Source organism: Lonsdalea populi (genome assembly GCF_015999465.1).
Taxonomy (GTDB): Bacteria; Pseudomonadota; Gammaproteobacteria; order Enterobacterales; family Enterobacteriaceae; genus Lonsdalea; species Lonsdalea populi.
Genome location: NZ_CP065534.1, coordinates 2,160,104 through 2,182,276, shown reverse-complemented (window position 1 = coordinate 2,182,276; position 22,173 = coordinate 2,160,104). Strand labels below are relative to the sequence as shown.

The 22,173-nt window shown below is 56.9% G+C and carries 20 protein-coding genes and 1 pseudogene; 7 read left to right on the top strand and 14 right to left on the bottom strand.

Annotated elements, in window-relative coordinates; all coding sequences use genetic code 11:
- Positions 1–262: 262 nt before the first annotated feature.
- The 3 genes from rplY to I6N93_RS09575 all read right to left on the bottom strand — a co-directional run bounded on the left by rplY (position 263) and on the right by I6N93_RS09575 (position 2,631).
- Entirely contained in the window at positions 263–553 is a 291-nt protein-coding gene (gene rplY, locus I6N93_RS09585) for a 50S ribosomal protein L25 (protein ID WP_085684676.1), read from the bottom strand.
- Between the two features lie 138 nt (positions 554–691).
- Positions 692–2,452: a DEAD/DEAH box helicase gene (locus I6N93_RS09580; RefSeq protein ID WP_085684674.1), complete on the bottom strand. Its 1,761-nt coding sequence runs from the start codon at positions 2,450–2,452 to the stop codon at positions 692–694.
- A gap of 2 nt (positions 2,453–2,454) precedes the next feature.
- On the bottom strand, positions 2,455–2,631 hold the full coding sequence (locus I6N93_RS09575; RefSeq protein ID WP_158088399.1) for a hypothetical protein: 177 nt from the start codon (positions 2,629–2,631) through the stop codon (positions 2,455–2,457).
- A gap of 241 nt (positions 2,632–2,872) precedes the next feature.
- Here I6N93_RS09575 and rsuA point away from each other — a divergent pair, with 241 nt between their 5' ends.
- The 3 genes from rsuA (at position 2,873) to I6N93_RS09560 (ending at position 5,576) form a co-directional block, all read left to right on the top strand.
- The gene (gene rsuA / locus I6N93_RS09570) at positions 2,873–3,571 is read left to right on the top strand and encodes a 16S rRNA pseudouridine(516) synthase RsuA (protein WP_085684972.1); all 699 of its coding nucleotides are present in this window, start codon (positions 2,873–2,875) and stop codon (positions 3,569–3,571) included.
- A gap of 147 nt (positions 3,572–3,718) precedes the next feature.
- Positions 3,719–4,909 carry a Bcr/CflA family multidrug efflux MFS transporter gene (locus I6N93_RS09565; protein ID WP_085684672.1) on the top strand — a complete coding sequence of 397 codons (1,191 nt, stop codon included), beginning with the start codon at positions 3,719–3,721 and terminating at the stop codon, positions 4,907–4,909.
- 322 nt (positions 4,910–5,231) lie between these two features.
- Positions 5,232–5,576: a YejG family protein gene (locus I6N93_RS09560; protein ID WP_085684670.1), complete on the top strand. Its 345-nt coding sequence runs from the start codon at positions 5,232–5,234 to the stop codon at positions 5,574–5,576.
- A 26-nt stretch (positions 5,577–5,602) separates the two neighbouring features.
- Here I6N93_RS09560 and yejF read toward each other — a convergent pair whose 3' ends face one another.
- From yejF to yeiP, 8 genes and pseudogenes are all read right to left on the bottom strand, one after another.
- Entirely contained in the window at positions 5,603–7,195 is a 1,593-nt protein-coding gene (yejF, locus tag I6N93_RS09555; protein WP_112123107.1) for a microcin C ABC transporter ATP-binding protein YejF, read from the bottom strand.
- Between the two features lies 1 nt (position 7,196).
- Positions 7,197–8,222 carry an ABC transporter permease gene (locus I6N93_RS09550; RefSeq protein WP_085684668.1) on the bottom strand — a complete coding sequence of 342 codons (1,026 nt, stop codon included), beginning with the start codon at positions 8,220–8,222 and terminating at the stop codon, positions 7,197–7,199.
- Positions 8,219–9,298, bottom strand: a complete 1,080-nt coding sequence (locus tag I6N93_RS09545; protein WP_085684666.1) for a microcin C ABC transporter permease YejB — start codon at positions 9,296–9,298, stop codon at positions 8,219–8,221. The genes I6N93_RS09550 and I6N93_RS09545 overlap by 4 nt, the downstream gene beginning before the upstream one ends.
- 9 nt (positions 9,299–9,307) lie before the next feature.
- The gene (locus tag I6N93_RS09540) at positions 9,308–11,116 is read right to left on the bottom strand and encodes an extracellular solute-binding protein (protein ID WP_085684664.1); all 1,809 of its coding nucleotides are present in this window, start codon (positions 11,114–11,116) and stop codon (positions 9,308–9,310) included.
- 231 nt (positions 11,117–11,347) lie between these two features.
- Positions 11,348–11,926: a bifunctional murein DD-endopeptidase/murein LD-carboxypeptidase gene (gene mepS, locus I6N93_RS09535; RefSeq protein ID WP_085684662.1), complete on the bottom strand. Its 579-nt coding sequence runs from the start codon at positions 11,924–11,926 to the stop codon at positions 11,348–11,350.
- Between the two features lie 409 nt (positions 11,927–12,335).
- Positions 12,336–13,052, bottom strand: a complete 717-nt coding sequence (locus I6N93_RS09530) for a phosphatase PAP2 family protein (RefSeq protein ID WP_085684660.1) — start codon at positions 13,050–13,052, stop codon at positions 12,336–12,338.
- A gap of 79 nt (positions 13,053–13,131) precedes the next feature.
- Positions 13,132–13,464: pseudogene (locus I6N93_RS09525) on the bottom strand (GTP-binding protein); the annotation flags it as partial.
- Positions 13,465–13,548: 84 nt separating this feature from the next.
- Positions 13,549–14,121 carry an elongation factor P-like protein YeiP gene (gene yeiP, locus I6N93_RS09520; RefSeq protein ID WP_085684658.1) on the bottom strand — a complete coding sequence of 191 codons (573 nt, stop codon included), beginning with the start codon at positions 14,119–14,121 and terminating at the stop codon, positions 13,549–13,551.
- Positions 14,122–14,308: 187 nt separating this feature from the next.
- On the opposite strand from yeiP, the gene I6N93_RS09515 reads away from it, so the two are divergent.
- Positions 14,309–14,563, top strand: coding sequence for a YkgJ family cysteine cluster protein (locus tag I6N93_RS09515; RefSeq protein ID WP_085684656.1), 255 nt, complete (start codon positions 14,309–14,311; stop codon positions 14,561–14,563).
- Between the two features lie 14 nt (positions 14,564–14,577).
- On the opposite strand, the gene I6N93_RS09510 is transcribed toward I6N93_RS09515, so the two are convergent.
- Positions 14,578–15,759: a sugar efflux transporter gene (locus I6N93_RS09510; RefSeq protein WP_085684654.1), complete on the bottom strand. Its 1,182-nt coding sequence runs from the start codon at positions 15,757–15,759 to the stop codon at positions 14,578–14,580.
- A gap of 313 nt (positions 15,760–16,072) precedes the next feature.
- Here I6N93_RS09510 and fruB point away from each other — a divergent pair, with 313 nt between their 5' ends.
- The 3 genes from fruB to fruA are packed head-to-tail and all read left to right on the top strand — an operon-like array spanning position 16,073 to position 19,858.
- The gene (gene fruB, locus I6N93_RS09505) at positions 16,073–17,203 is read left to right on the top strand and encodes a fused PTS fructose transporter subunit IIA/HPr protein (RefSeq protein ID WP_085684652.1); all 1,131 of its coding nucleotides are present in this window, start codon (positions 16,073–16,075) and stop codon (positions 17,201–17,203) included.
- Positions 17,200–18,138 carry a 1-phosphofructokinase gene (gene fruK, locus I6N93_RS09500; RefSeq protein ID WP_026740507.1) on the top strand — a complete coding sequence of 313 codons (939 nt, stop codon included), beginning with the start codon at positions 17,200–17,202 and terminating at the stop codon, positions 18,136–18,138. Before fruB ends, fruK begins: the two co-directional genes overlap by 4 nt.
- A 16-nt stretch (positions 18,139–18,154) precedes the next feature.
- On the top strand, positions 18,155–19,858 hold the full coding sequence (fruA, locus tag I6N93_RS09495) for a PTS fructose transporter subunit IIBC (protein WP_085684650.1): 1,704 nt from the start codon (positions 18,155–18,157) through the stop codon (positions 19,856–19,858).
- Between the two features lie 183 nt (positions 19,859–20,041).
- On the opposite strand, the gene nfo is transcribed toward fruA, so the two are convergent.
- Both nfo and I6N93_RS09485 read right to left on the bottom strand, forming a co-directional pair.
- Positions 20,042–20,893, bottom strand: a complete 852-nt coding sequence (gene nfo / locus I6N93_RS09490) for a deoxyribonuclease IV (RefSeq protein WP_085684648.1) — start codon at positions 20,891–20,893, stop codon at positions 20,042–20,044.
- Between the two features lie 113 nt (positions 20,894–21,006).
- Positions 21,007–22,086, bottom strand: a complete 1,080-nt coding sequence (locus I6N93_RS09485; RefSeq protein ID WP_085684646.1) for a YeiH family protein — start codon at positions 22,084–22,086, stop codon at positions 21,007–21,009.
- Positions 22,087–22,173 lie beyond the last annotated feature (87 nt).

The following is a 22,173-nucleotide window of genomic DNA, read 5'->3' as shown; positions in this document are numbered from 1 at the left end:
CCTCTGTCCGGAGGCTTTTTTGTTTTTTGATTTCCCACAGGCTGGAGATGAGTTTCTGCCCGCCTTGTGTCGGCTACGGCGCGTGGAGGGTCGTCAGCGCATACAAAGCGACGCGCAGAGAGGTGGGTGATGTCAGGCGCGGCTCATTAGCGTGCGGGGCGATGGGGGATAAAGTGGGAAGGAGGCTGAGCTGGGGCCATAAAAAAACGCCGCGAGGCGGCGTTTTTATCCGCTGAAACAGCGGGATGACTCAAGACGTCATTTAAACGCGAACGAAGTCGATGTGAGTCAGTTTAGGTTTGAACACGTGACGCTGAACAGCCTGAACCTTCACTTTCGTTTCTTTGCCATCAATAACCAGAGTCAGAGCTTCGGTGTAGAACGGCTCACCCGTACGCTCTTCCAGGTTTTTAACCGGATCGTGATCCAGTTCGATAGCGATAGGCGCTTCCGTACCACCGTAAACGATAGCGGGGAATTTACCGGCGATGCGCAGGCGGCGGCTCGCACCCTTACCCTGCTCTTTACGAACTTCTGCGTTGATAGTAATCATGGCTTTCTCTACTGATATAAAAGTGATCCTGCTACAGGCGACCCAGCAACAGGTTGGATGATTCTGCTCATGCCGAAGCAAAAGCGGGCGGAATTCTAGCGGAATATGGCGCTTCGGGCAAATAAAACCGCCGCACACTCAGCCTCGTAGCTCATTGGCGCGTCGGTACCGGCCCTGATAATCGAACAGCTTTTCGCGGATTTGCCAGAATTTTCCCTGCAGGCGGGCGACGACGAAGTCGGGCGCACGTAGTCGCTCCTGTTGTTGCAGGATGTCGGCGCTGGTTTTCCACGCGAACGGAACGCCAGGGGCGCGTTGATGAACGCGCAGGAATAGGTACTCAAAGGCGTTGCGTTGCGCGGGCGTATGCAGCCGGAAGCGTTCGTTGACCTCCGCGCCGTCCTCATCATGGTAGGTGATGCGCAGCCAGTCGCCTTTGCTATCCTCTCCGGGCGTCAGACTCATGCCGCTGCACCGCAGCACGAGAGCGTCGCGGAGTTTTAGCGCTGCTTTGAGCATATCGTCCGGATCAACCAGCACGGCGTCGCACTGATGACAGCGACGGGCGGCAATGTCATTTTCGGCGCCGCACTGCGGGCAGCTTTTGAAGCGGAAGCGGTAATCGCACTGCTCGCGCCGGCCGTCGTCATCTTCGGTAAACCCCTGACAGCGGCGGCCGAAATGTTCGATCACCGTGCCGTCTTCCGTACATTTTCCCCAGAACAGATTGGCAAAGCCGCACTGCGGGCAAAACACCTGCACCGGCTGACTGTCCGCATGCGACTTACTGGCACCCACTTCCGGCGTGTAGAGGTCGAAGGGATTGCCCGCGTAGTCCAGAATCAGGCAGTCGGTTTTGCCCGGAGATAGGCGCAGGCCGCGCCCGACAATTTGCTGATACAGGCTGACGGATTCGGTAGGACGCAAGATGGCGATTAGATCGACATGAGGCGCGTCAAAGCCGGTGGTCAGTACAGAAACGTTGACCAGATAGCGCAATTTCTGCTGCTTGAACGCCGTAATCAAGGTATCGCGCGCTCCAGGCGGGGTTTCTCCGCTGATGAGCGCCGCTTCGCCCTCCGGCAGCAGGCCGGTGATTTCAGCGGCGTGTTCCACCGTGGCGGCGAAGATCATCACCCCTTTGCGGTCGGCCCCGTAATCCTGAATCTGACGGATGATTTGCGGCGTGACGCGTTTCTGACGTTTCAGTTCCCGGTTCAGGTCGGCCTCGCTGAACAGACCGTGGCCCTGTACTTTCAGTTTGCTGAAGTCGTACTGAATCACCGGCATATCCAGACGATCCGGCGGCACCAGAAAACCGTGTTTGATCATGTAACGCAGCGGCAGCTCATAGATACAGTCGCGAAACAGACAATTTTCGTCTCCCCGCACCATCCCATGATAGTGGTATTGATAGATCCACCCCTTGCCGAGCCGATAAGGGGTCGCGGTCAGCCCAAGTAGCCGCAGCCGGGGATTGACGCTCTGCAGATGGCGCAGAATCTGGCGGTACTGGCTATCATCCGCATCTCCGATACGATGACACTCATCGACGATCATCAGCGAAAACGCCTGATCAAAATGCGCGAGATGGCGTGCGACGGATTGAACGCTGCCGAAGACCACTTTGCCCTGGCTTTGACGTTGACGCAGTCCGGCGGAAAAAATATCGGCTTCCAGCCCTAGCGCCCGGTACTTGGCGTGGTTTTGCTCCACCAGCTCTTTGACGTGAGCCAATACCAGCACGCGTCCGCGCGCCAGCCGCGCCAGTTCAGCAATCACCAGACTTTTGCCCGCGCCGGTAGGAAGGACGATAACGGCGGGTGAGGCGTGCTGACGAAAATAGTCCAGCGTGGCGTCAACGGCCTCGCGCTGGTAGGGACGTAGCGTAAACGACATCGTTAGCGATAGCGTAGGGGAGTTAAAGGCAGGGTGGACGCCGGTTTCCGAGCGTCGGCATGCAGGCGGAGGCGTTGATGGAAAGTGACGGAAGCGCCGGAGAGCAAAGGGGTTATCGTGGCGTGGCGCTGGGTCGGGATCGTCATTTGTAGTACTTCATCACCCTGAATTGATGACATAATAAGGCTCCTTTGGAATACGCACACCGCCATTTAGAAGGGGGCTGCCGCTTGGACAGGGGCGAAATTGCTTCTATTATGCCTATTACTCAGGAGAGGAGCGAGCAACGGTAGGCGTTGGTCCGGTCAATCCGCAAGCATTTGCGGTCGGCGCGGCAAACACAGCGACACGATGGATAGCTCCTGCACGCAGGGCCATGCCCTGATCGGCCACATATGCAATATAGGCAGTAAACCGTTAATGCGATTGGACAAATTTTTATCTCAGCAGTTGGGACTCAGCCGTTCTCTGGTAGCGCGTGAACTCCGCGCTCAGCGAGTCACGGTGGATGGCGACGTCGTTAAAACCGGTGCTTTCAAGCTGTTGCCGGACCAGGTCGTCGAGTTTGACGGTCGTCCCCTCGAACAGCAGCACGGGCCGCGCTACTTCATGCTGCATAAGCCGCAGGGCTATGTTTGCTCTACCGACGATCCGGACCACCCGACTATTTTATACTTTATGGATGAGCCGATGGCGCACAAGCTCCATGCCGCAGGCCGTCTGGATATTGATACCAGCGGACTGGTGCTGCTGACGGACGACGGGCAGTGGTCTCATCGCATCACCTCGCCCAAGCATCACTGCGAGAAAACCTATCTTGTGACGCTGGAACAACCGTTACAGCCGGAAACGGCCGCGCAGTTCGCCGCCGGGATCCAACTGAACAATGAAAAAAGTCTGACGTTGCCTGCAACGTTAGAACACGTCGATGATCGGCAGGTGCGGTTGACTATCAGCGAGGGCCGCTATCATCAGGTGAAACGCATGTTCGCCGCGGTGGGTAACCACGTCGTGGCGCTCCACCGGGAGCGTATCGGCGGCATCGTGCTGGATGACTCGCTGGCAGAAGGGGAGTACCGTCCTCTCATGCCGGAAGAAGTGGCCAGCGTCGGCCTCTAGCTGTCTTCTGGTCGGGCCATCATCAGTATGGGTGTCCCGCTAGCCCAGCGTTTCGTCAATTGTTACGTCCGGGCCGTCGTGACAGCATACGGAGCCTGGCGCTCCGCCGTCGTGGGATCGTGTTGTCTATCAGGAGAATGATTTTCAGTGCAAGCTCAACTACCTTCCCGCGTTGGTCTGATCGTCATACTGGGCCTGATCTCCATGCTGATGCCGCTGGCGATCGACATGTATCTGCCTGCGTTACCGGTGATCGCCAAAGAGTTTGATGTGGACGCCGGGCGGGTGCAGATGACCCTCAGCGCCTATATCTTCGGTTTCGCCATCGGCCAAATTTTTTATGGCCCCATGTCGGACAGCGTCGGACGACGCCCGGTGATCCTCTGGGGCGTGATTATGTTTACGGTCGCGGCCGTCGCCTGCGCGCTTTCACAAACGGTGGAGCAACTGGTGGCGATGCGTTTTCTCCACGGTCTGTCCGCGGCGTCCGCCAGCGTAGTCATCAATGCGCTGATGCGGGATATGTTCTCCAAAGAGGAATTCTCGCGGATGATGTCGTTTGTCATCTTGGTCATGACCGTGGCTCCTCTGCTGGCGCCCATTTTGGGGGGCGCGCTGCTGTTTTGGTTGAACTGGCACGCCATCTTCTGGACCATCGCCGCCGCCTCGCTTCTGACCTCGGTGCTGGTCTGGAAGTATGTGCGTGAGTCGCTGCCTCTCGAACGCCGACAGCGGTTTAATCTGCAAACGACGCTGAACAACTTTGTGCTGCTGTTCCGTCATCGCCGGGTGATGAGTTACATGCTCGCCAGCGGCCTGTCGTTTGCCGGTATGTTCTCGTTTTTGAGCGCGGGACCGTTTGTATACATCGATCTGAACGGCGTGTCGCCGCAGAATTTCGGTTACTATTTTGCGCTTAACATTATCTTCCTGTTCCTGATGACATTGTTGAATAGCCGCATCGTGTCGCGAATGGGCGCTATATTCATGTTCAGACTGGGTATTCTGATTCAGTTTGTCATGGGGATCTTTCTGGTGGCGGTTTGCGCCCTGAATCTGGGATTTCTGCCGCTGGTCGTTGGGGTGGCCGTCTACGTCGGCTGCGTGGCGACGGTAGCCTCAAATGCGCTGGCCGTGGTACTGGGCGATTTTCCGCACATGGCGGGAACGGCCTCGTCCGTCGCAGGGACGTTGCGTTTCGGATTAGGCTCGCTGGTCGGCGTCGCGCTATCGGTGGCGGCGTTCCACACCGCCTGGCCGATGGTGATCAGCATGGTGGTCTGTTCCGCTGGGGCACTGGCGTTCTATTTCTACGCCAACCGTCCTCGTCGCGCCTGAATCGATCGCCATATGCCTCAACCAAGAAGCACAAATGTTCCTTGATTGTGAATATTTTGCTATAAAAAGTGAATAATATGAAAATAACGATTGAGATATCGGGGGTAAAAGGTTACATATAACGAAATTTACCCCTTATTCGTGATCGCCTTAACAAAATATAACCGCCAGAATGGGTTATCACGATCAGGTCGCCGGGTGGTTTTACCGCCACGAGCGTCGTAGCGCAGGGCTGATGTCAGCCAGGAAGCCCGCGTCAAAGATGTTTTTATTGTGTTGTTATTTTGTAAATTTGCATTTTTGCTTAACCGAGGAAACAGCTGTGAATAGTCTTCAACTTTCGGTGGTTCATCGTTTGCCGCAAAGTTACCGTTGGTCAACCGGCTGCACGGGTATCCGTGTGGAACCGATCCCCCTAAACGGCAGCGAAGATGACGATAACCTCATCGGATTCAAAATGTTAAGTCATAATGAAGAAGATGCTCGGCGTATTATGCCTCAGCTGAAACGATCGCTGGACGAAATCCAGGTGGAGTGCAGCGTGCTGGAATGGGAAGGGGAATCTTGCCTGTTTCTGCACCGCCAGGATGAAAGCGCCGCCTTATGCCGGCTGAAAAATCTGGGCGTGGCGATTGCCGAGCCCATTAGCGCACAATATCCCTTCTGAACGGCAACCCGCAGGCCGGGTTGCTCTCACACCGATAACTTTAACAATTCACGCGTATAGAGCTGCTGCGGCTGAGTAAAGACCTCCCGGCAGTCTCCCTGTTCCACGACATGGCCCTGTTGCAACACAATGACCTGATGACATAACGTGCGCACCACCTGTAGGTCATGACTGATAAACAGATAGGCAATCCCATGTTTGCGCTGTAGCGTCTGCAACAGCGTCAATATTTGCGCCTGTACGGTGCGGTCGAGCGACGAGGTCGGCTCATCCAGAATCAGCAGCTCGGGTTGCAGGATCAACGCGCGGGCAATCGCGATGCGCTGGCGCTGGCCGCCGGAAAATTCGGACGGGTAGCGGTGGCGGCTGTCCGGGTCTAGCCCCACCTCCCGGAGCGCGGCAATGACCTGTTCTTCGCGCTCTGCCGGCGTCATTTTTGCATGTACCTTCAGCCCTTCGGCAATAATCTGTTCCATGTTCAGGCGCGGATTGAGCGAAGAGTTAGGGTCCTGAAAAACCACCTGTATACGCCGGCGCACCGGCAGCATCTGACGGCGGGCGAACTGGTGAAGCGGCTGACCGTCGAACCAGATTTCCCCTTGAGAGGCCAGCAGCCTTAGCAGCGCCAGTCCCGTGGTGCTTTTGCCGGAGCCGGATTCGCCGACCAGTCCCAGACTTTCACCCCGCCGCAGCGTAAAGCTGATGTCTTGTACCACTTTCTTTTCAGCCGTTTTACGCCCGAGCAGCCCGCGTTTGACCGGGAAACTGACGCTCAGGTGCTTAACTTCCAACAGGGGTAAATGCTCGGTCGTCAGCGCGGGTGGCGAGCCGGTCGGTTCCGCGTCCAGCAGGCGGCGAGTATAAGGATGCTGGGGAGACGTCAGCAGCGCGTTAGCCTGATTCAGTTCAACGCATTGGCCGTTTTGCATCACTGCGATGTTGTCCGCCAGTTGCCGGACGATGTTCAGGTTATGGGTGATGAACAGCAGACTCATCCCCAGCTCCTGTTTCAGCCCCGCCAGCAGGGTCAGGATTTGCGCCTGCACTGTAACATCCAGCGCGGTGGTGGGCTCGTCGGCGATCAGCAAATCGGGCTGGGTGAGTAGCGCCATGGCGATCATGATGCGCTGACGTTCTCCGCCCGACAGTTGATGCGGGTATTCCGCCAGACGCGATTTTGCCTGGCGAATGCCGACGCGTTCCAGACAATCGACGATCTCGCCGCGCGCGGCCTCCCGGCGCATTCCCCGGTGCAACGACAGCACCTCAGACAGCTGTGTTTCCACGCTTTGCAGCGGATTGAGCGAGACCATCGGCTCCTGAAAAATCATGGCGATGCGATTACCTCGCAGCCGCCTCAGCGTCTCTTCCTGCGCATGCAGCAAGGATTGACCTTTGAACAGGATATCGCCCTGAGGATAGCGCGTCGGCGGAGAGGGCAACAGGCGCAGAATCGACAGCGCCGTCACGCTTTTCCCCGAACCGGATTCGCCGACCAGCGCAAGCGTTTCGCCCGCGCGGATATCAAAGGAGACGCCGTCCACTACACGCTTTTCGGCATCACCACGCTGAAAGGCGATACTGAGGTCCTTGATCTGTAACAGGGGAGTCGTGGCCATATCAATACACCTTGCTCGGATCGAAGGCGTCGCGCACCGCTTCGCCGATAAAGATAAGGAGTGACAGGACGATTGCCATCACCATGAAGATGGTGATCCCCAGCCACGGCGCCTGCAGGTTATTTTTGCCTTCGAGCAGCAGTCCGCCTAGCGATGGAGACCCCATCGGCAGGCCGAAACCCAAAAAGTCCAACGACGTCAGCGTGATAATGGAACCGCATAGGATAAACGGCAGATAGGTGAGCGTCGCCACCATCGCGTTGGGCAGTATGCAGCGGAGAATAATCATGATGTCGCTGACGCCCATGGCCTGAGCCGCGCGGATGTAGTCGAAGTTACGGGTGCGCAGGAATTCCGCCCGCACCACGCTGACTAGCGTCATCCAGCCGAACAGCACGGTAATCGCCAGCAGCCACCAGAACGTCGGCTGCAGCACGCTGGAGAGCAGAATAATTAAAAACAGCGTCGGCATGCCCGACCAGACTTCGATAATGCGTTGTCCCCAGAGGTCGAGCCGGCCGCCGTAGTAGCCCTGCGTCGCGCCGACGACAATGCCGATGACGGAGGACAGCAGTGTGAGCGACAGGCCGAACAGGAGCGACAGACGAAAGCCGTATAGCACCTGCGCCAAGACGTCCTTGCCCTGACCGTCGGTCCCCAGCAGATTGTCCCGGGACGGCGGAGAGGGGAATGCCGTGGTCGCGGCGTAATTGATGGTGTCGTAGCGGTAGCGGATCGGCGGCCAAATCGCCCAGCCGTGATCTTCCAGCCGTTTGACCAGATACGGGTCGCGATAGTCGGCCGTGGTGGCAAACTGCCCGCCAAAGGTGGTTTCACTGTAGTTCGCCATCAACGGGACATAAAACCGACCGTCATAACGCACCAACAGCGGCTTATCGTTGGCGATCAGTTCTGAAAACAGCGTGACGATGAAAAAGATTAAAAAAATCCATAGCGACCAGTAGCCCCGGCGGTTTTGCCGGAAACGCGCCCAGCGGGCTTGGTTAGGAGGGCTGAATCGGCTCATTGGCGCTCCTCGAAATCAATACGCGGATCGACCAGCGTATAGGTCATATCGCTGATGATATTCAGCAACAATCCAACGATCGTGAAAATATACAGCGTACCAAACATCACCGGATAATCACGTTGCAGCGTGGCGTCATAGCCCAATAGCCCCAGACCGTTGAGCGAGAACATGACCTCGATCAGCAGCGAACCGGTAAAGAACATGCTGATAAAGGTGGCGGGGAAACCGGCGATAACCAGCAGCATGGCGTTACGGAACACATGACGATACAGAATGCTTTTTTCGTTCAGCCCCTTGGCGCGGGCGGTGACGACGTACTGTTTGCGGATCTCATCCAGAAAGGCGTTTTTCGTCAGCATAGTCAGCGTGGCGAAGCCGCCGATCACCAGCGCTAACACCGGCAGCGTGATATGCCACAAATAGTCGGTTATCTTGCCGTACCAGGGCAGGGTGTGGAAGTGGCTGGAGACCAAACCGCGCAGCGGGAACCAGTCCAGATAGCTGCCGCCCGCGAATAGCACAATCAGCAGGATGGCGAACAAAAACGCCGGGATGGCGTAACCAACAACGATGAGCGCGCTGCTCCAGGTATCAAAGCGAGAACCGTCGCGAACCGCCTTTTTAATACCCAGCGGTATTGAGACCAGATAGATGATCAGGGTGCTCCAAAGCCCCAGCGAGATGGAAACCGGCATGCGATCCTTAATAAGGCCGATCACCGACTCGCCGCGGAACAGGCTATCGCCGAAGTCGAAACGCACATAGTCCCACAGCATCTTGAAATAGCGCTCGTGCAGAGGTTTGTCGAAACCGTAGCGCCGGGTGATTTCCTGTATTACTTCCGGGTCCAGTCCCCGGCCGCCGCGATAGGTATTCTCCACCGAGGGTTTGCCGCCGGGCCCATGGGCATTCCCCCTGCTGCCGTAGCCGCTCAGTTGTCCCATCTCAATCGCGGCGATAGCTTGATCGACCGGTCCGCCGGGCGCGATTTGCACGATGAAAAAATTGAGGGTGATGATCGCCCACAGGGTGGGGATCACGAAGAGCAGTCGTCGTACCAGGTAAGTTCCCATATCCAGTCCTTATCGCCGTTCGTCCGGGAGGGTGGCGGCTTTGCTGGCGTCGTACCACCAGCTGTCGAATCCTAGCGCATACGTTGGACGCACGGCGGGCATGCTGAACTTGTTCCAGTAGGCGAAGCGATCGTGATTGCTGAACCACATGGGGATCATGAACTGATGCCAGGTCACTACCCGATCTAGCGCGCGCCCTAGCGGCAGCAACGCCGACTTATCGCCCTGATGACGGATGATTTGGTCGATGAGGCGATCGATGGCCGGGTCTTGAACGCCGGGGGAGTTGTAGCTGGAGTCGAGATACTGGCTGCTCCAGCTCATCGCCAGATTGGCGCTGGGATACGGCTCGGTGACATACGGCCGCGACAGCATATCGAAATCCCGCTTACGCAGACGGTTGTTGAACTGCGGTACATCCACTATACGCACCGTCATCTCGATGCCAAGCCGTTTCAGGCTGTGCTGAAATGGGAGTACGAACTGAGCGTTGCCGGCGTTGGAGATCAGCAGTTCAAACCGGAAAGGATGACCGGTCTGCTGATTGACTAACGCATTGTTTTTCAGCTCCCAGCCTGCCTGTTTCAGCAGGTCGAGCGCCTGGAGCAGATGAGTACGATCGTAGCCGCTGCCATCGGATTCCGGCGGACGGTAGGCGGGGCCGAAGACTTCAGCAGGAATGCGATCTTTCAGCGGCGTCAGCCACTGCAGCTCGTTGGCGCTGGGACTGCCCGTCGCCGCATACTCCGTGTTTTGAAACAGACTGTTGGCGCGCTGATAGCTGTTAAAGAACAGCGTTTTGTTCATCCAGTTAAAATCAAACGCCAGCGTCAGCGCCTGACGCACTCGTCGATCGTGAAACAGCGGGCGAGTCGTGTTGAATACCAGCCAGCGCGTCGACTGCGCTGCCGTGTTCAGCTCGTCTTTCTTGATAATATAACCTCGAGAAAAGTTGCCGCCCTGGTATAGCGTCGTCCAGTGTTTGGGGGAGGTTTCGATGCGCATATCGAAAGCCCCGGCTTTAAACGCCTCCAGCGCCACGCTTTCATCCAGATAGTAGTCGTAGCGAATAGCATCGAAATTATATAGCCCTTTGTTGACCGGCAGATCGGCCGCCCAATAGTCCTTCACGCGGGAATAAATAACGTATTGGCCGATATGATAGTCGGAGATCCGGTATGGTCCACCCGCCAGAGGAGGCTGGGTCAGAGGTTCGTTGAACTTGCGATGTCGCCAGAACGCTTCCGGGATAATGGGCAGCGTCAGTAGCCCGATCATTTTGTCTTTATCCGGTGCGCCGAAGTCGAACCGCACGGTAAGCGGGTTGAGCGCACGGGCGGTCGTGCCTTTGTAGTATACGCGGAACTGCGGGACACCCTGCGTCATAAAGGTATTGAAGGTGAAGGCGACGTCTGAGGCGGTGACCGGCGAGTTATCGTGAAAGCGGGCGCGGGGATTCAGGTCGATCTCCAGCCAACGATAGCCGCTGTCGTAGCGCGCGCCGCTGGCGATCAGTGGGTAATAGCTACCGGACTCATCATCGGAATTGACGTACAGTGAATCATAAAGGACTTCGGTTCTGACCGCGGACAATCCCCGTGAAGCATAGCGGTTGAAATTATCGAACGAACCTAACGCGCTGAGGGTGATGCGCCCGCCTTTTGGGGCATCTGGGTTGACATAATCGAAGTGGGTGAAGCTTTTATTGTACTTCGGGGCGTCCAACATGGTGAAAGCAAAAGGCTGTTGCAGCGTCTCAGCCAGCCCCGATAGCGGGAACGCGATAAACAGTAAGGTGAAAGCGACGGATTTAAACATCGGGGCAGCTGACTCCTGAATAACGTCGTTCAAGTAATGCTGGCCAACGAGTCGGTGTGGCGCGTTGCATCGTTGTATAAAAAGCGATGGTGCTGGCACAGGCACGAAAAGGCATTTTAACGTATTCCTTTTGTGTTAGCAGGAGCTCGTGCGAGCGCCAATGAAAAACGCCGCGATAAATATGCGGCGTTTAGGATTTCTTTTGGTCGGCATCAACAGGGAAAAGAAGGATTAGCTGTGCGGAGCCTGCGCGAGCACCCGACGCCCTTCCTGATAACGGTGTTTCCAGTAGGTTTCGTCCAGATTCGAGATGGTGACGCCGCTGCTGGTTGACGCATGGACAAACTGCTGGCCGCCGAGATAAATGCCTACGTGGCGTCCCGTCGAACCGGCGCGAAACAGGACCAGATCGCCAGGGCGTAATTTATTGCGTTGAATTTTCTGACCAACTTCCTGTTGCTCATAGCTGGAGCGGGGAAGATCCATGCCGAACTGTTCACGGAAGGTGCGCTGAACAAAGGCGGAGCAATCGATGCCTTTCTTGGTTTGGCCGCCTAAGCGGTAACGAACGCCTTTCCAACTCGCGTACTGGTCAAGCAACTTGGTTTTCACTTCCACGTTCTGGACCATCGCTTCGAATTCAGCCTGAGAGGCTTGTAGTGAAGGATCACCATTAACCACACGCCTATCAATCTGAGAATTTAATACCGTATCACTGTTATTGCTGCTGCAGGCGGTAAGAACGATTGCTGCCGCGACGGCAGGCAGGGCCCGCCAGATGTATCTCAGTACCGGTTGAGATTTGACCATTGCTGTTATATTCCCTTCGTGTCCTTAGCGAACGAAATGATCGCTATATGCTGTATATGCCAAACCCAATAAGACTCAGGAATCGTTATTTAGGGACAATAACCGGATCGCCAAACCGTGCCGAGCAGCACTTTTTCTATAGCGGTATGTTCTGTCTATCGCATTTCGTGCGTGGCGGACAATCGTTCATAAACAACAGATTTTGTCGAGACTACCGGAATGAAAAAAAATTTGCGAGTACTTTTCCTCCTTTTATTTATATGAACTCGTGATGAAATTTTACAAAAAGCGGATATGAATCACTGCGGAATGGATTAATGGTAGCAGAACACGGTTTTATTGACGAAAAAACGGGGTAAAGAAGAGAGAACCGCAGCCAAAAGGCAGGATATCTGGCTGCGGTGAAGCGTCAATGCGAGGCGTCGGTCGGGCGGTATTTACCGGGGAGTCGGCGGTTCAGGGCATTGAGCAGAGCGTCGCTGGCTGGCGTCAGCAGCCACCAGCTCAATCCCACCAGTGCGACGGACAGCGAGCCGACGGCGATATCTGTGAACCAGTGCGCGCCAATCATCACTCGCGGCAATGAAAAGACAATGGTAATCAGCACGCCGATCGAAAAGGCTTTTACACCGAAATAGCGCAGCATAAAGGCGGCAAAAATCATCAGCATCATGCCGTGGTCGCCGGGGAAGCTGTCGCGGGAGGCGTCCTTGGTCGGGATGCCGGTGAGTTCGCCGACGCGGTTAATGTGCTCGAAAAACAGCGAAGGGCTGGCGTGCTGCGCCGGCAGCAGATGGCCGAGCTGGTTCAGCACCACGGCGGTGAGCAGCATGACGATCCCCAGTATCAGCAGTCGACGGCGATCGACCTGCGTGGCTTTGAGGTAAAAACTCAGGTACAGCGCGCCCATTGCCAGCAAAGAACAGCCGTCAAACGCGCGGTTGTTGGTCATCGCCACCAGCATCAGGAATGCGTGGTGGGTCGACAGGGGCTGATTAAAATAAAAGAAAATAGATTCATCGATGGCAAACCAGAAGCCGTGATTGGCCGGTAAATACCAGGAAAGAAACAACGCAATGCCAATCGCGTTCAATAAAAGAATCACAGGAATATTTCGTTTGGACATAGGAACTGCTCATTAACTAAAAGATTAAAAATAAACTACCGCAGTGCGGTTAAACGGGATTGTAACAATGTGCGCTGCGCTGGAGCGAATTCCACACCGCTTCGGTCTCGTTGGTTATATCAATACGGCTATCCGGGCGCCCGAGTCCGGTGGGTTCGATCAGCAAACGAAGCAGTTTCTTCTGCTAGAGCAGCATATTCAGCCCGACCTGCATCGGCAATCCGTTGACGCAACACAAACACCCGCCGGGGATCTCTTTCTGCACGGCTCCGCGGTCGGCCCGTAACGCGCCATCGATATTTATTTCGCCGTATTCGTTGACCAGCACCGCCCAGACTTCATCCGCCGGTTTTTGAGACGGCAGGTGAAACTGGGTGGTGGTTTTGCCGCTGCCGAGGAAGCCGGTAATCACATTGACTTGGGTTAATACAGGCGTCTCCCGAAGAAATCAGTAAAACAAGACGCTCGGCGCAAACCGGGGTCGGTACAGCCTGCGTTATTCGGCGCGGCCCATGTATCGGCGCTCCGGGATGTGGATACGGATTTTTTCGCCAGCGCTGAGGTATTCCGGCACCTGTATCACCAGACCGGTGTTCAGGGTGGCCGGTTTATTGCGTGCGCTGGCGGAAGCGCCTTTGATACCGGGGGCGGTGTCGACAATTTCCAGATCGACCGTCTGCGGAAGTTCCAGCGCCAGAATCTGTCCATCCATCGTCAGGACCTGAATGCCCGGCATACCGCCTTCAGGAATAAACAACAGCTCATCTTCAATCTGCTCTCTTTTGAAGTTGTACGGCGTGTAGTCTTCATCATCCATGAAGACATATTCGTCGCCATCGATATAAGAGAAGGTCACCTGGCGGCGAGAAAGGGTAATGGTGTCGAGGATATCATCGCCTTTAAAGCGCTCTTCGACTTTCAGTCCAGTGCGGACATCGGAAAAACGCATTTTGTATAGCGTGCTGGCACCACGGGCGCTTGGACTCTGAATATCGATATCTTTGACCAGCAGCAGTTTGCCGTTGTAGTTAACGGCCATACCGCGTTTGATTTCGTTAGCTCTTGCCATGGAAGACATACCTTGTGAAGGGTGAGATAAATTTTTGTGGCGACAAGTTACTCGCGCGGCCGGATTCAGGCAAGCAGGATTTACGTCAAGCGGCGTCAACGCGTGGAAAAGCGGTAGTCTTTGCCGATGAGGGCTGATAAGGTCCGCCTTTGTCTCCCTGTATCTCATCGCCCACAGGAACATCGTGATGGACTGTCGTCCCGACTGCGGCGCTTGCTGCATCGCACCTTCTATATCGAGCCCGCTTCCCGGCATGCCGCAGGGAAAACCCGCTAATACGCCTTGCATCCATCTGGATGCGCGAATGCGCTGCAAGATTTTTCATTCGCCGCTGCGGCCTGCCGTGTGCGCCAGCCTGCAACCCCGGCGGGATATGTGCGGCCAGCATAGAGATGAATCTCTCATTTACCTGATTCAATTGGAAAACGCGACGGCACCCTGAATGGTTGCCCCGAGTCAGGCATCTTTAATGCGCCACATGCAGTAGCCTGCCGCCAGACTCAGACCAAGCGCAAGGATGAATCCCGCGTGATAGTTCCAGATCTCCGCCACCAGTCCGCCCAGCGAACCCGAAATGATCCAGCCGACGCGGGAGGTATTCGAAAACAGCGTCGTGGCCGCGCCTGCCTGACCCGGCATCAAATCCTGAAAATAGAGCATGCCTATACCGGCCAGAATGCCGATAAACACGGCGTTCAGCAACTGTAACGCCAGCAGCGCCCGCGGAGAGTCCAGCAGGCATAATCCGAGATAAAACAGCAGGCCGGCGGCGATAGCCAGCCTCATTAAATAGCGCTTGCCGAGACGCCGGGCGAGATAACCCGAAATCAGCATCGCCGGAATTTCCAGCCCGGCCGCCGTGCCCATCATTACGCCCGCCAGCTTCTCTTCCAGCTTCAGCTCTTGCACTAAATAAAGCGGCATATTAATGAGGTAGATGCCGTTGCAGGTCCACATCAGCGTACAGGCGGCGCAGAGCAGCAGTGTGTCGCGGCGGTGGCTGCGCGGCGAATCCAGCGTTTCGGCGGTTTTGATGCGGGGATGCTTCGGCATCGACGGCAGCAGCAGTCCGACCATCAGACCGCACAGTAAGAACACGCCGGTTGCGGTCATATACATCGCCGGGAAGCCCAATCCCAGCGCTAACGCGAAGGCGATGGGCGGACCGATAACCCAGGAAAGCGAGATCTGCGCGCGCATCACGGAGCTGAACATCGCGGCCTCGCGCCCTGAACGGTCGGCATACTCACGCGCCAGCGCGAACAGCTGTGGATTGGCCGTCGAGCCGAAGCTCGAGAGCAATACGCCTACCAACAACAGCACTGCATAGTTTCTATTCCAGGCAAACAGCAGGCAGGCCAACGCGCCGAACAGGCAGCAGGCCACGATCAGCCGCTTGCGGTCGCCGCGGTTGTCGGAGTAACTGGCCAGGAGTTGGCTGACCACAATGCCGATGACCGCATTGCCGGTGTAGAACAAACCCACGAGTACCGGACGCGCATGGACTTCCATGGAGAGGAACAGACTCAGGGTCGGGAGCTGCAAGGCTCCGGCGATACCGGAGAGAAACGCAACAAGCAGAAAAGCGGACACGGTGATGTCTGGCAGTCGTCGCGGTGTCGTGGCGGATGTATGCATGGTGGTCTGACGGAGTGAAAAATGAACAGAGCGTCGTATTCTACGCCTGCGGGACGTAAAAGGGTAAACCGTTTTCTTCAGCACATTTCAGCTGGCATCGCGCTAAAACTGAACTATAACCGTGTTGATGCGAAAATGTGCGTTACCTCTAAGAATCATACTGAGTTTAATGGACAATGCTTGCATAGACATTGGGAAAGACGCAGTATTCTGAAACGCTTCAGTAGCGCGTTTTATGAAACGATTTTAATCACTCGGCCATTTTTTTTCCATAAAAGCTGAAACGATTCAATTTTGGCGGGAGAGGAGAACTATGTTCCAGTTGTCACAGCAAGATATTCATATAGGGGCGACCGCCGGCGACAAGCAGGAGGCCATCAAACAAGTGGCAGCCGCGCTGACTGAAGCAGGTTGCGTCAGCGAAGAGTATGTTGAAGGAATGCTACAGCGTGAACTGCAAACTTCTACTTATCTGGGAAACGGTATCGCCATACCGCATGGAACGACGGATACGCGCAACCTGGTCCGCAAGACGGGCATTCAGGTGTTTCAGTTTCCTAAAGGGATCGCCTGGGGAGACAACCAAACCGCTTACGTCGTCTTGGGGATCGCGGCACGCTCCGACGAACATTTGGCGCTGCTGCGTCAGTTGACTCACGTTCTGAGCGATGACAGCGTGGCTGAACGCCTGGCGTCAACCACGTCGACGGAAGAGTTGCGCAGTGTGCTGATGGGCGAACAGCAGACGGCGGAGTTCCGCTTCGACGCCTCGCTGATTTCTCTGAACGTGGCGACGGATAATCTGGTCACGCTGCAGGCGCTAAACGCGGGCAAATTACAGCAGATCGGTGCCGTCGACGCCCGCTTCGTCAGCAATGTGGTGGTCAGCAAGCCGTTGCATCTGGGCCACGGCATCTGGGTCAGCGACAGCCAGGAGGGCAATCTGATTAGCGCGCTGGCGATTAGTCGTCCGCTGGAGCCTTTGGTTGCTGATGACGAAAAGGTGGCGATGCTGCTGACGGTGTCAGCCGCCGACGATCAGGTAAATGCGCCGATTGATTACCTGAGCAAGTTACTGAGCGCGGGTAAGTTCGACAGCCTGCTCAGCGCCGACGCGCCGACGCTGCTGACCTTGTTATCCAGCGAAGCGGCGGAAGAAAGCAACGCGCTGGTGGCGGAGTTCATTATTCGTAATGAACACGGCCTGCATGCCCGTCCCGGCGCCATGCTGGTCAACGTCGTCAAACAGTTTACGAGTGAAATTACCGTCGCCAACCTCGACGGGACAGGCAAACCGGCGAACGCCCGTAGCCTGATGAAAGTGGTGGCTCTGGGCGTGAAGTCCGGCCATCATTTACGATTTACCGCCAATGGCAGCGATGCTGAAGCCGCGCTGAAAGCCATCGGTGAAGCTATTGCATCCGGATTAGGGGAGGGAGCATGAGCAGGAGAGTCGCGACCATTACGCTGAATCCGGCTTACGATCTGGTGGGATACTGCCCGCAGGTCGAACGTGGGGAAGTCAACTTGGTCCAAACCGCAGGTCTGCACGCTGCGGGTAAAGGGATTAACGTCGCCAAGGTCCTGAAAGACTTGGGCATTGATGTGACGGTGGGGGGATTCCTGGGCAAAGATAACCAGGATGGATTTCAGCAACTGTTCAGCGAACTGGGGATCGCCAACCGTTTTCAGGTCGTCAACGGACGTACACGTATCAACGTCAAGCTGACGGAGCAGGACGGTGACGTCACGGACCTGAACTTCTCGGGCTTTGAAGTGACGCCGCAAGATTGGCAGCGCTTCGTTAACGATTCGCTGAGCTGGCTGGGTCAGTTCGACATGGTGGCGGTCAGCGGAAGCCTGCCGGCAGGCGTCGATCCTGACGCCTTCACCGACTGGATGACCCGCCTGCGCAGCCAATGCCCGTGCATCATTTTCGACAGCAGCCGCGAAGCGCTGGTCGCCGGTCTGAAAGCCTCGCCGTGGCTGGTCAAACCCAACCGTCGCGAGTTGGAAATCTGGGCGGGCCGCAAGTTGCCGACGCTGGACGATGTGGTCGATGCCGCGCACGCGCTGCGTGAACAGGGGATTGCACATGTCGTCATTTCCCTGGGCGCGGAAGGCGCGCTGTGGGTCAATGCTTCCGGCGCCTGGCTGGCCAAGCCGCCGGCCTGCGATGTGATCAGCACCGTCGGCGCGGGCGACTCGATGGTCGGCGGCCTGATTTACGGCCTGCTGATGCGCGAATCCAGCGAACATACTCTGCGTCTGGCGACGGCGGTCGCGGCACTGGCGGTCAGCCAGAGCAATGTTGGCGTGACGGACCGGCCGCAGCTTGCTGCGATGATGGCCCGCGTTGATCTGAAACCTTTCAATTAACAGCAGGAGAAGCACAATGAAAACGCTGCTGATATTCGATAAGTCTTTAGGAAGAGTCAAAAGCAGATTAGTGCACAACCAGCTTGGCGTCGCAGCGTCGAAAGCGGGACTCACGCTGACGGAACAGCCTGCCGAGGCTGATCTGGTCATCGTGTTTGGCGATCAACAGGCAGACAGCGCGCTAAACGGGAAAAACGCGTTTTTCGCCGATGTCGCGCAGGCGCTGAGTCAGCCGGATGCGTTGCTGGAAAAAGCCAAGTCGGAAGCCGTGCCTTATCAGGCGAGCGCACCGGCAACGACGAAAGCGTCATCCTCCGCGGTGTCGAGCGGTGTGACCCGCATTGTCGCCGTTACGGCGTGTCCGACCGGCGTCGCTCACACTTTTATGGCGGCGGAAGCCATCGAAACGGAAGCGAAGAAGCGCGGCTGGTGGGTGAAAGTGGAAACCCGCGGCTCCGTGGGCGCGGGCAACCCTATCACGCCGGAGGAGGTTGAACAGGCGGATGTGGTGATCGTCGCCGCCGATATCGAAGTCGACCTCAGTAAGTTCGCGGGCAAGAAAATGTACCGTACCTCGACCGGTCTGGCGCTGAAAAAAACCGCGCAGGAGCTGGATAAAGCGCTGGAGGAAGCGACCGTTTACCAGCCGGCTGGGCAGTCCAGCGCGTCGGCTGCCGGCGGTAAAAAAGGCGGTACAGGCCCTTACAGCCACCTGCTGACTGGGGTGTCTTACATGCTGCCGATGGTGGTGGCCGGTGGCCTGTGTATCGCGCTTTCGTTCGTGTTCGGCATCGAGGCCTTCAAGCAGGAAGGGACGTTGGCTGCGGCGCTGATGAAGATCGGGGGCGGTTCCGCTTTCGCGCTGATGGTGCCGGTGTTGGCCGGTTATATCGCCTTTTCCATCGCGGACCGTCCGGGGCTGACGCCGGGGCTGGTCGGCGGGATGTTGGCGGTGAGTACCGGCGCGGGATTTATCGGCGGGATCATCGCCGGGTTCCTGGCGGGGTATCTGGCCCGCGCCATTAATAATCACGTCAAGCTGCCGCAAAGTCTCACCGCACTGAAGCCCATACTGATTATTCCGCTGATAGCGACGCTGATTACCGGCCTGATCATGATTTATGTGGTCGGTACGCCGGTCGCCAAAATCCTGACGGGGCTGACCTCCTGGCTGCAGTCAATGGGAACGGCCAACGCGGTCATCCTCGGCGCAGTGTTGGGCGGCATGATGTGTACGGATATGGGGGGACCGGTAAACAAGGTGGCCTACGTTTTCGGCACCACGTTGCTCAGTAGCCAGGTTTACGCACCGATGGCGGCTGTCATGGCCGGCGGGATGGTGCCGCCGCTGGCGATGGGGCTGGCGACGCTGCTGGCGGGTAAGAAATTCACGCCGCCGGAACGCGAAGGCGGCAAGGCCGCGCTGGTGCTGGGTATGTGCTTCATTTCCGAAGGCGCGATCCCTTATGCTGCACGTGATCCGATGCGCGTACTGCCGTGCTGCATTGTCGGCGGCGCATTGACCGGCGCGCTGTCCATGGCGGTGGGCGCTAAACTGATGGCGCCGCACGGGGGCCTGTTCGTACTGTTGATTCCGGGGGCGATTACGCCGGTTATCGGTTACCTGCTTGCGATCATCGCCGGTACGGTGGTCAGCGGCGTGCTGTACGCCCTGCTGAAACGGCCGGAACCGACGGCGACCGTCACGGCGCAGAGCTAATACATTTGAACGGTCCCTAGGAGATAACAGGGATGTTGATGATGAACGCCAGTCTTCGGACTGGCTTTTTTTATTGGGAGACGGTCGATAATATTCCCCGTTGGCGTGCCGGATTGATGCGCAGGAAGGGGATCGTCAGGGTGCGGCGGCGGTTATGATTCTTTTACCGGCGCGGGGGCTTTCTTAGCCTGCGATGCGCTGCTGCGACTTCAGCCACGCAATTTCGTCCGGCCAGATATCGGGATTCACCGTTTCCAGGATCAGAGGAATCTCGTCGAAGCGGGGATCGCGCATAATGTAGCTGAACACCGTTTTGCCGATGTTGCCTTCACCTAAGCTGTGGTGGCGGTCGACACGACTATTAAATTCGCTTTTCGCATCGTTGAGATGCATGCCGCGCAGATAGCGGAAACCGACGATCTCTTCCAATTCTTCGAAAGTGCGCCGGCAATCGTCTTCCGTGCGTAGATCATAACCGCCGGCAAAGGCGTGGCAGGTATCAATGCAAAATCCGACCCGGCTTTTATCTTCGACCTGGTCGATGATTTCGGCCAAATGCTCGAAACGGAAACCGAGGTTGCTGCCTTGTCCCGCTGTATTTTCAATCACCGCAGTGACGCCTGCAGTGGCATCCAGCGCGATGTTGATGGACTCGGCGATACGTGAAAGGCAGCGGCTTTCATCGATCTGCTGCAAATGGCTGCCGGGATGAAAGTTCAGCAGTGTCAGCCCCAGTTCCTGACAGCGGCTCAGCTCGTCGATGAACGCGGCACGTGACTTTTCCAGCGCCTCTTCAACGGGGTGACCCAGGTTAATCAGATAGCTGTCGTGGGGCAGGATCTGGGCCGGGGTGTAATGATATTGCTCACAGGCGGACTTGAAGCGGTCGATCACGTCCGGGGTTAACGGCGCGGCGAGCCACTGGCGCTGGTTTTTGGTAAACAGCGCAAACGCCGTTGCTTCGAGCTCGTGCGCGCGGATGACGGCCTGATCAACGCCGCCTGCGGCGCTGACGTGAGCACCTACATATTTCATTCTTTTCTCCTGTATGTCGGAACGTCCCAACGGGATGGATACCATAGAGCGTCGCCTGGCGAGCGCATTATGACATTATCGCTACCGGGGGCGGCAAGTCCGGCGTGTCCGAATCAGGAAAACAGATGCAAGACGCCCAGATTGATCGCGCCGCCGCCAACAATCAGCCAGATAAACAGCAGCAGCGCCAACAGCACCGGCTTGATGCCTGCCTGCCTGAGCATCTGGACGCGGGTGGCGATCCCCAGCGCGGCCATCGCCATCGTCAGGAGCACTCCGTCGAGCTTGACCAGCGTGTCGACCCAGTTGGCGGGCAGCAAAGAGAGCGAGTTAAATCCCGCCACCAGGATGAACACGACGGCGAACCAGGGAAACATCATTGGCGCGGCTTCCTCCGCATAAATCGCGGCAGAACGCTGCCGTTTAAGCCACAGGCCAAGCAGGAACAGGAAGGGCGCCAGCATCATCACGCGCAGCATTTTGGCGATGACCGCCATGTTTTCCGCATCGTTATTAATCGCATGACCCGCCGCGACTACCTGCGCCACCTCATGCAGCGTCGAGCCGAGATAGACGCCAAATGTCTGCGCGGTAAACAGGCCAGCATGGCCGGACTGGAGATGCGCGTAGATCCAGGGGTAAAGAAACATGGCGGTCGTGCCGAATATCACCACGGTGGATACGGCGACGGCGACTTTATCCGCGGTGGCTTTTAGCACGGGCGCGGTCGCCAACACCGCAGCCGCGCCGCAGATGCTGCTACCCGCGCCGACGAGCAGTACCGTTTGTTCATCCAGTTTAAACCAGCGGCGGCCCATCCAGCAGGCTAAGAGCAGCGTGGAGGTCAGCGTGAGGACGTCGATGATCAGCCCGCGAGGGCCGATGGCGGTAATCTGTACGAAGCTGAGTTTAAATCCATAAAGCACGATCCCAAGGCGTAACAGATAATGCTTCGTCCACTGCACGCCCGCGTCGCATGACCTCTGCACCCACGGATAGAGCGTATTGCCCAGCACCATGCCTAGCAGGATCGCCAGCGTCAGGGAGCCGAGCCCCCAGCGGATAACCACGGGGAAATTCGTCAGCCACATCACGGCCAGCATGATCAGACCGATCGCGAGAATGCCGGGCAGCAGTGGTCGGACGGTGAATATGAAGGGAACGGCCCGAAGACGGGATAAGAATAGCGGCATGGCATACACCTTGTGACGGGATCTCTTAGGGTCACAGGCTATGCGCCGCGTGCTTAAAATAGAAATTGATTATATATTTATAACCTA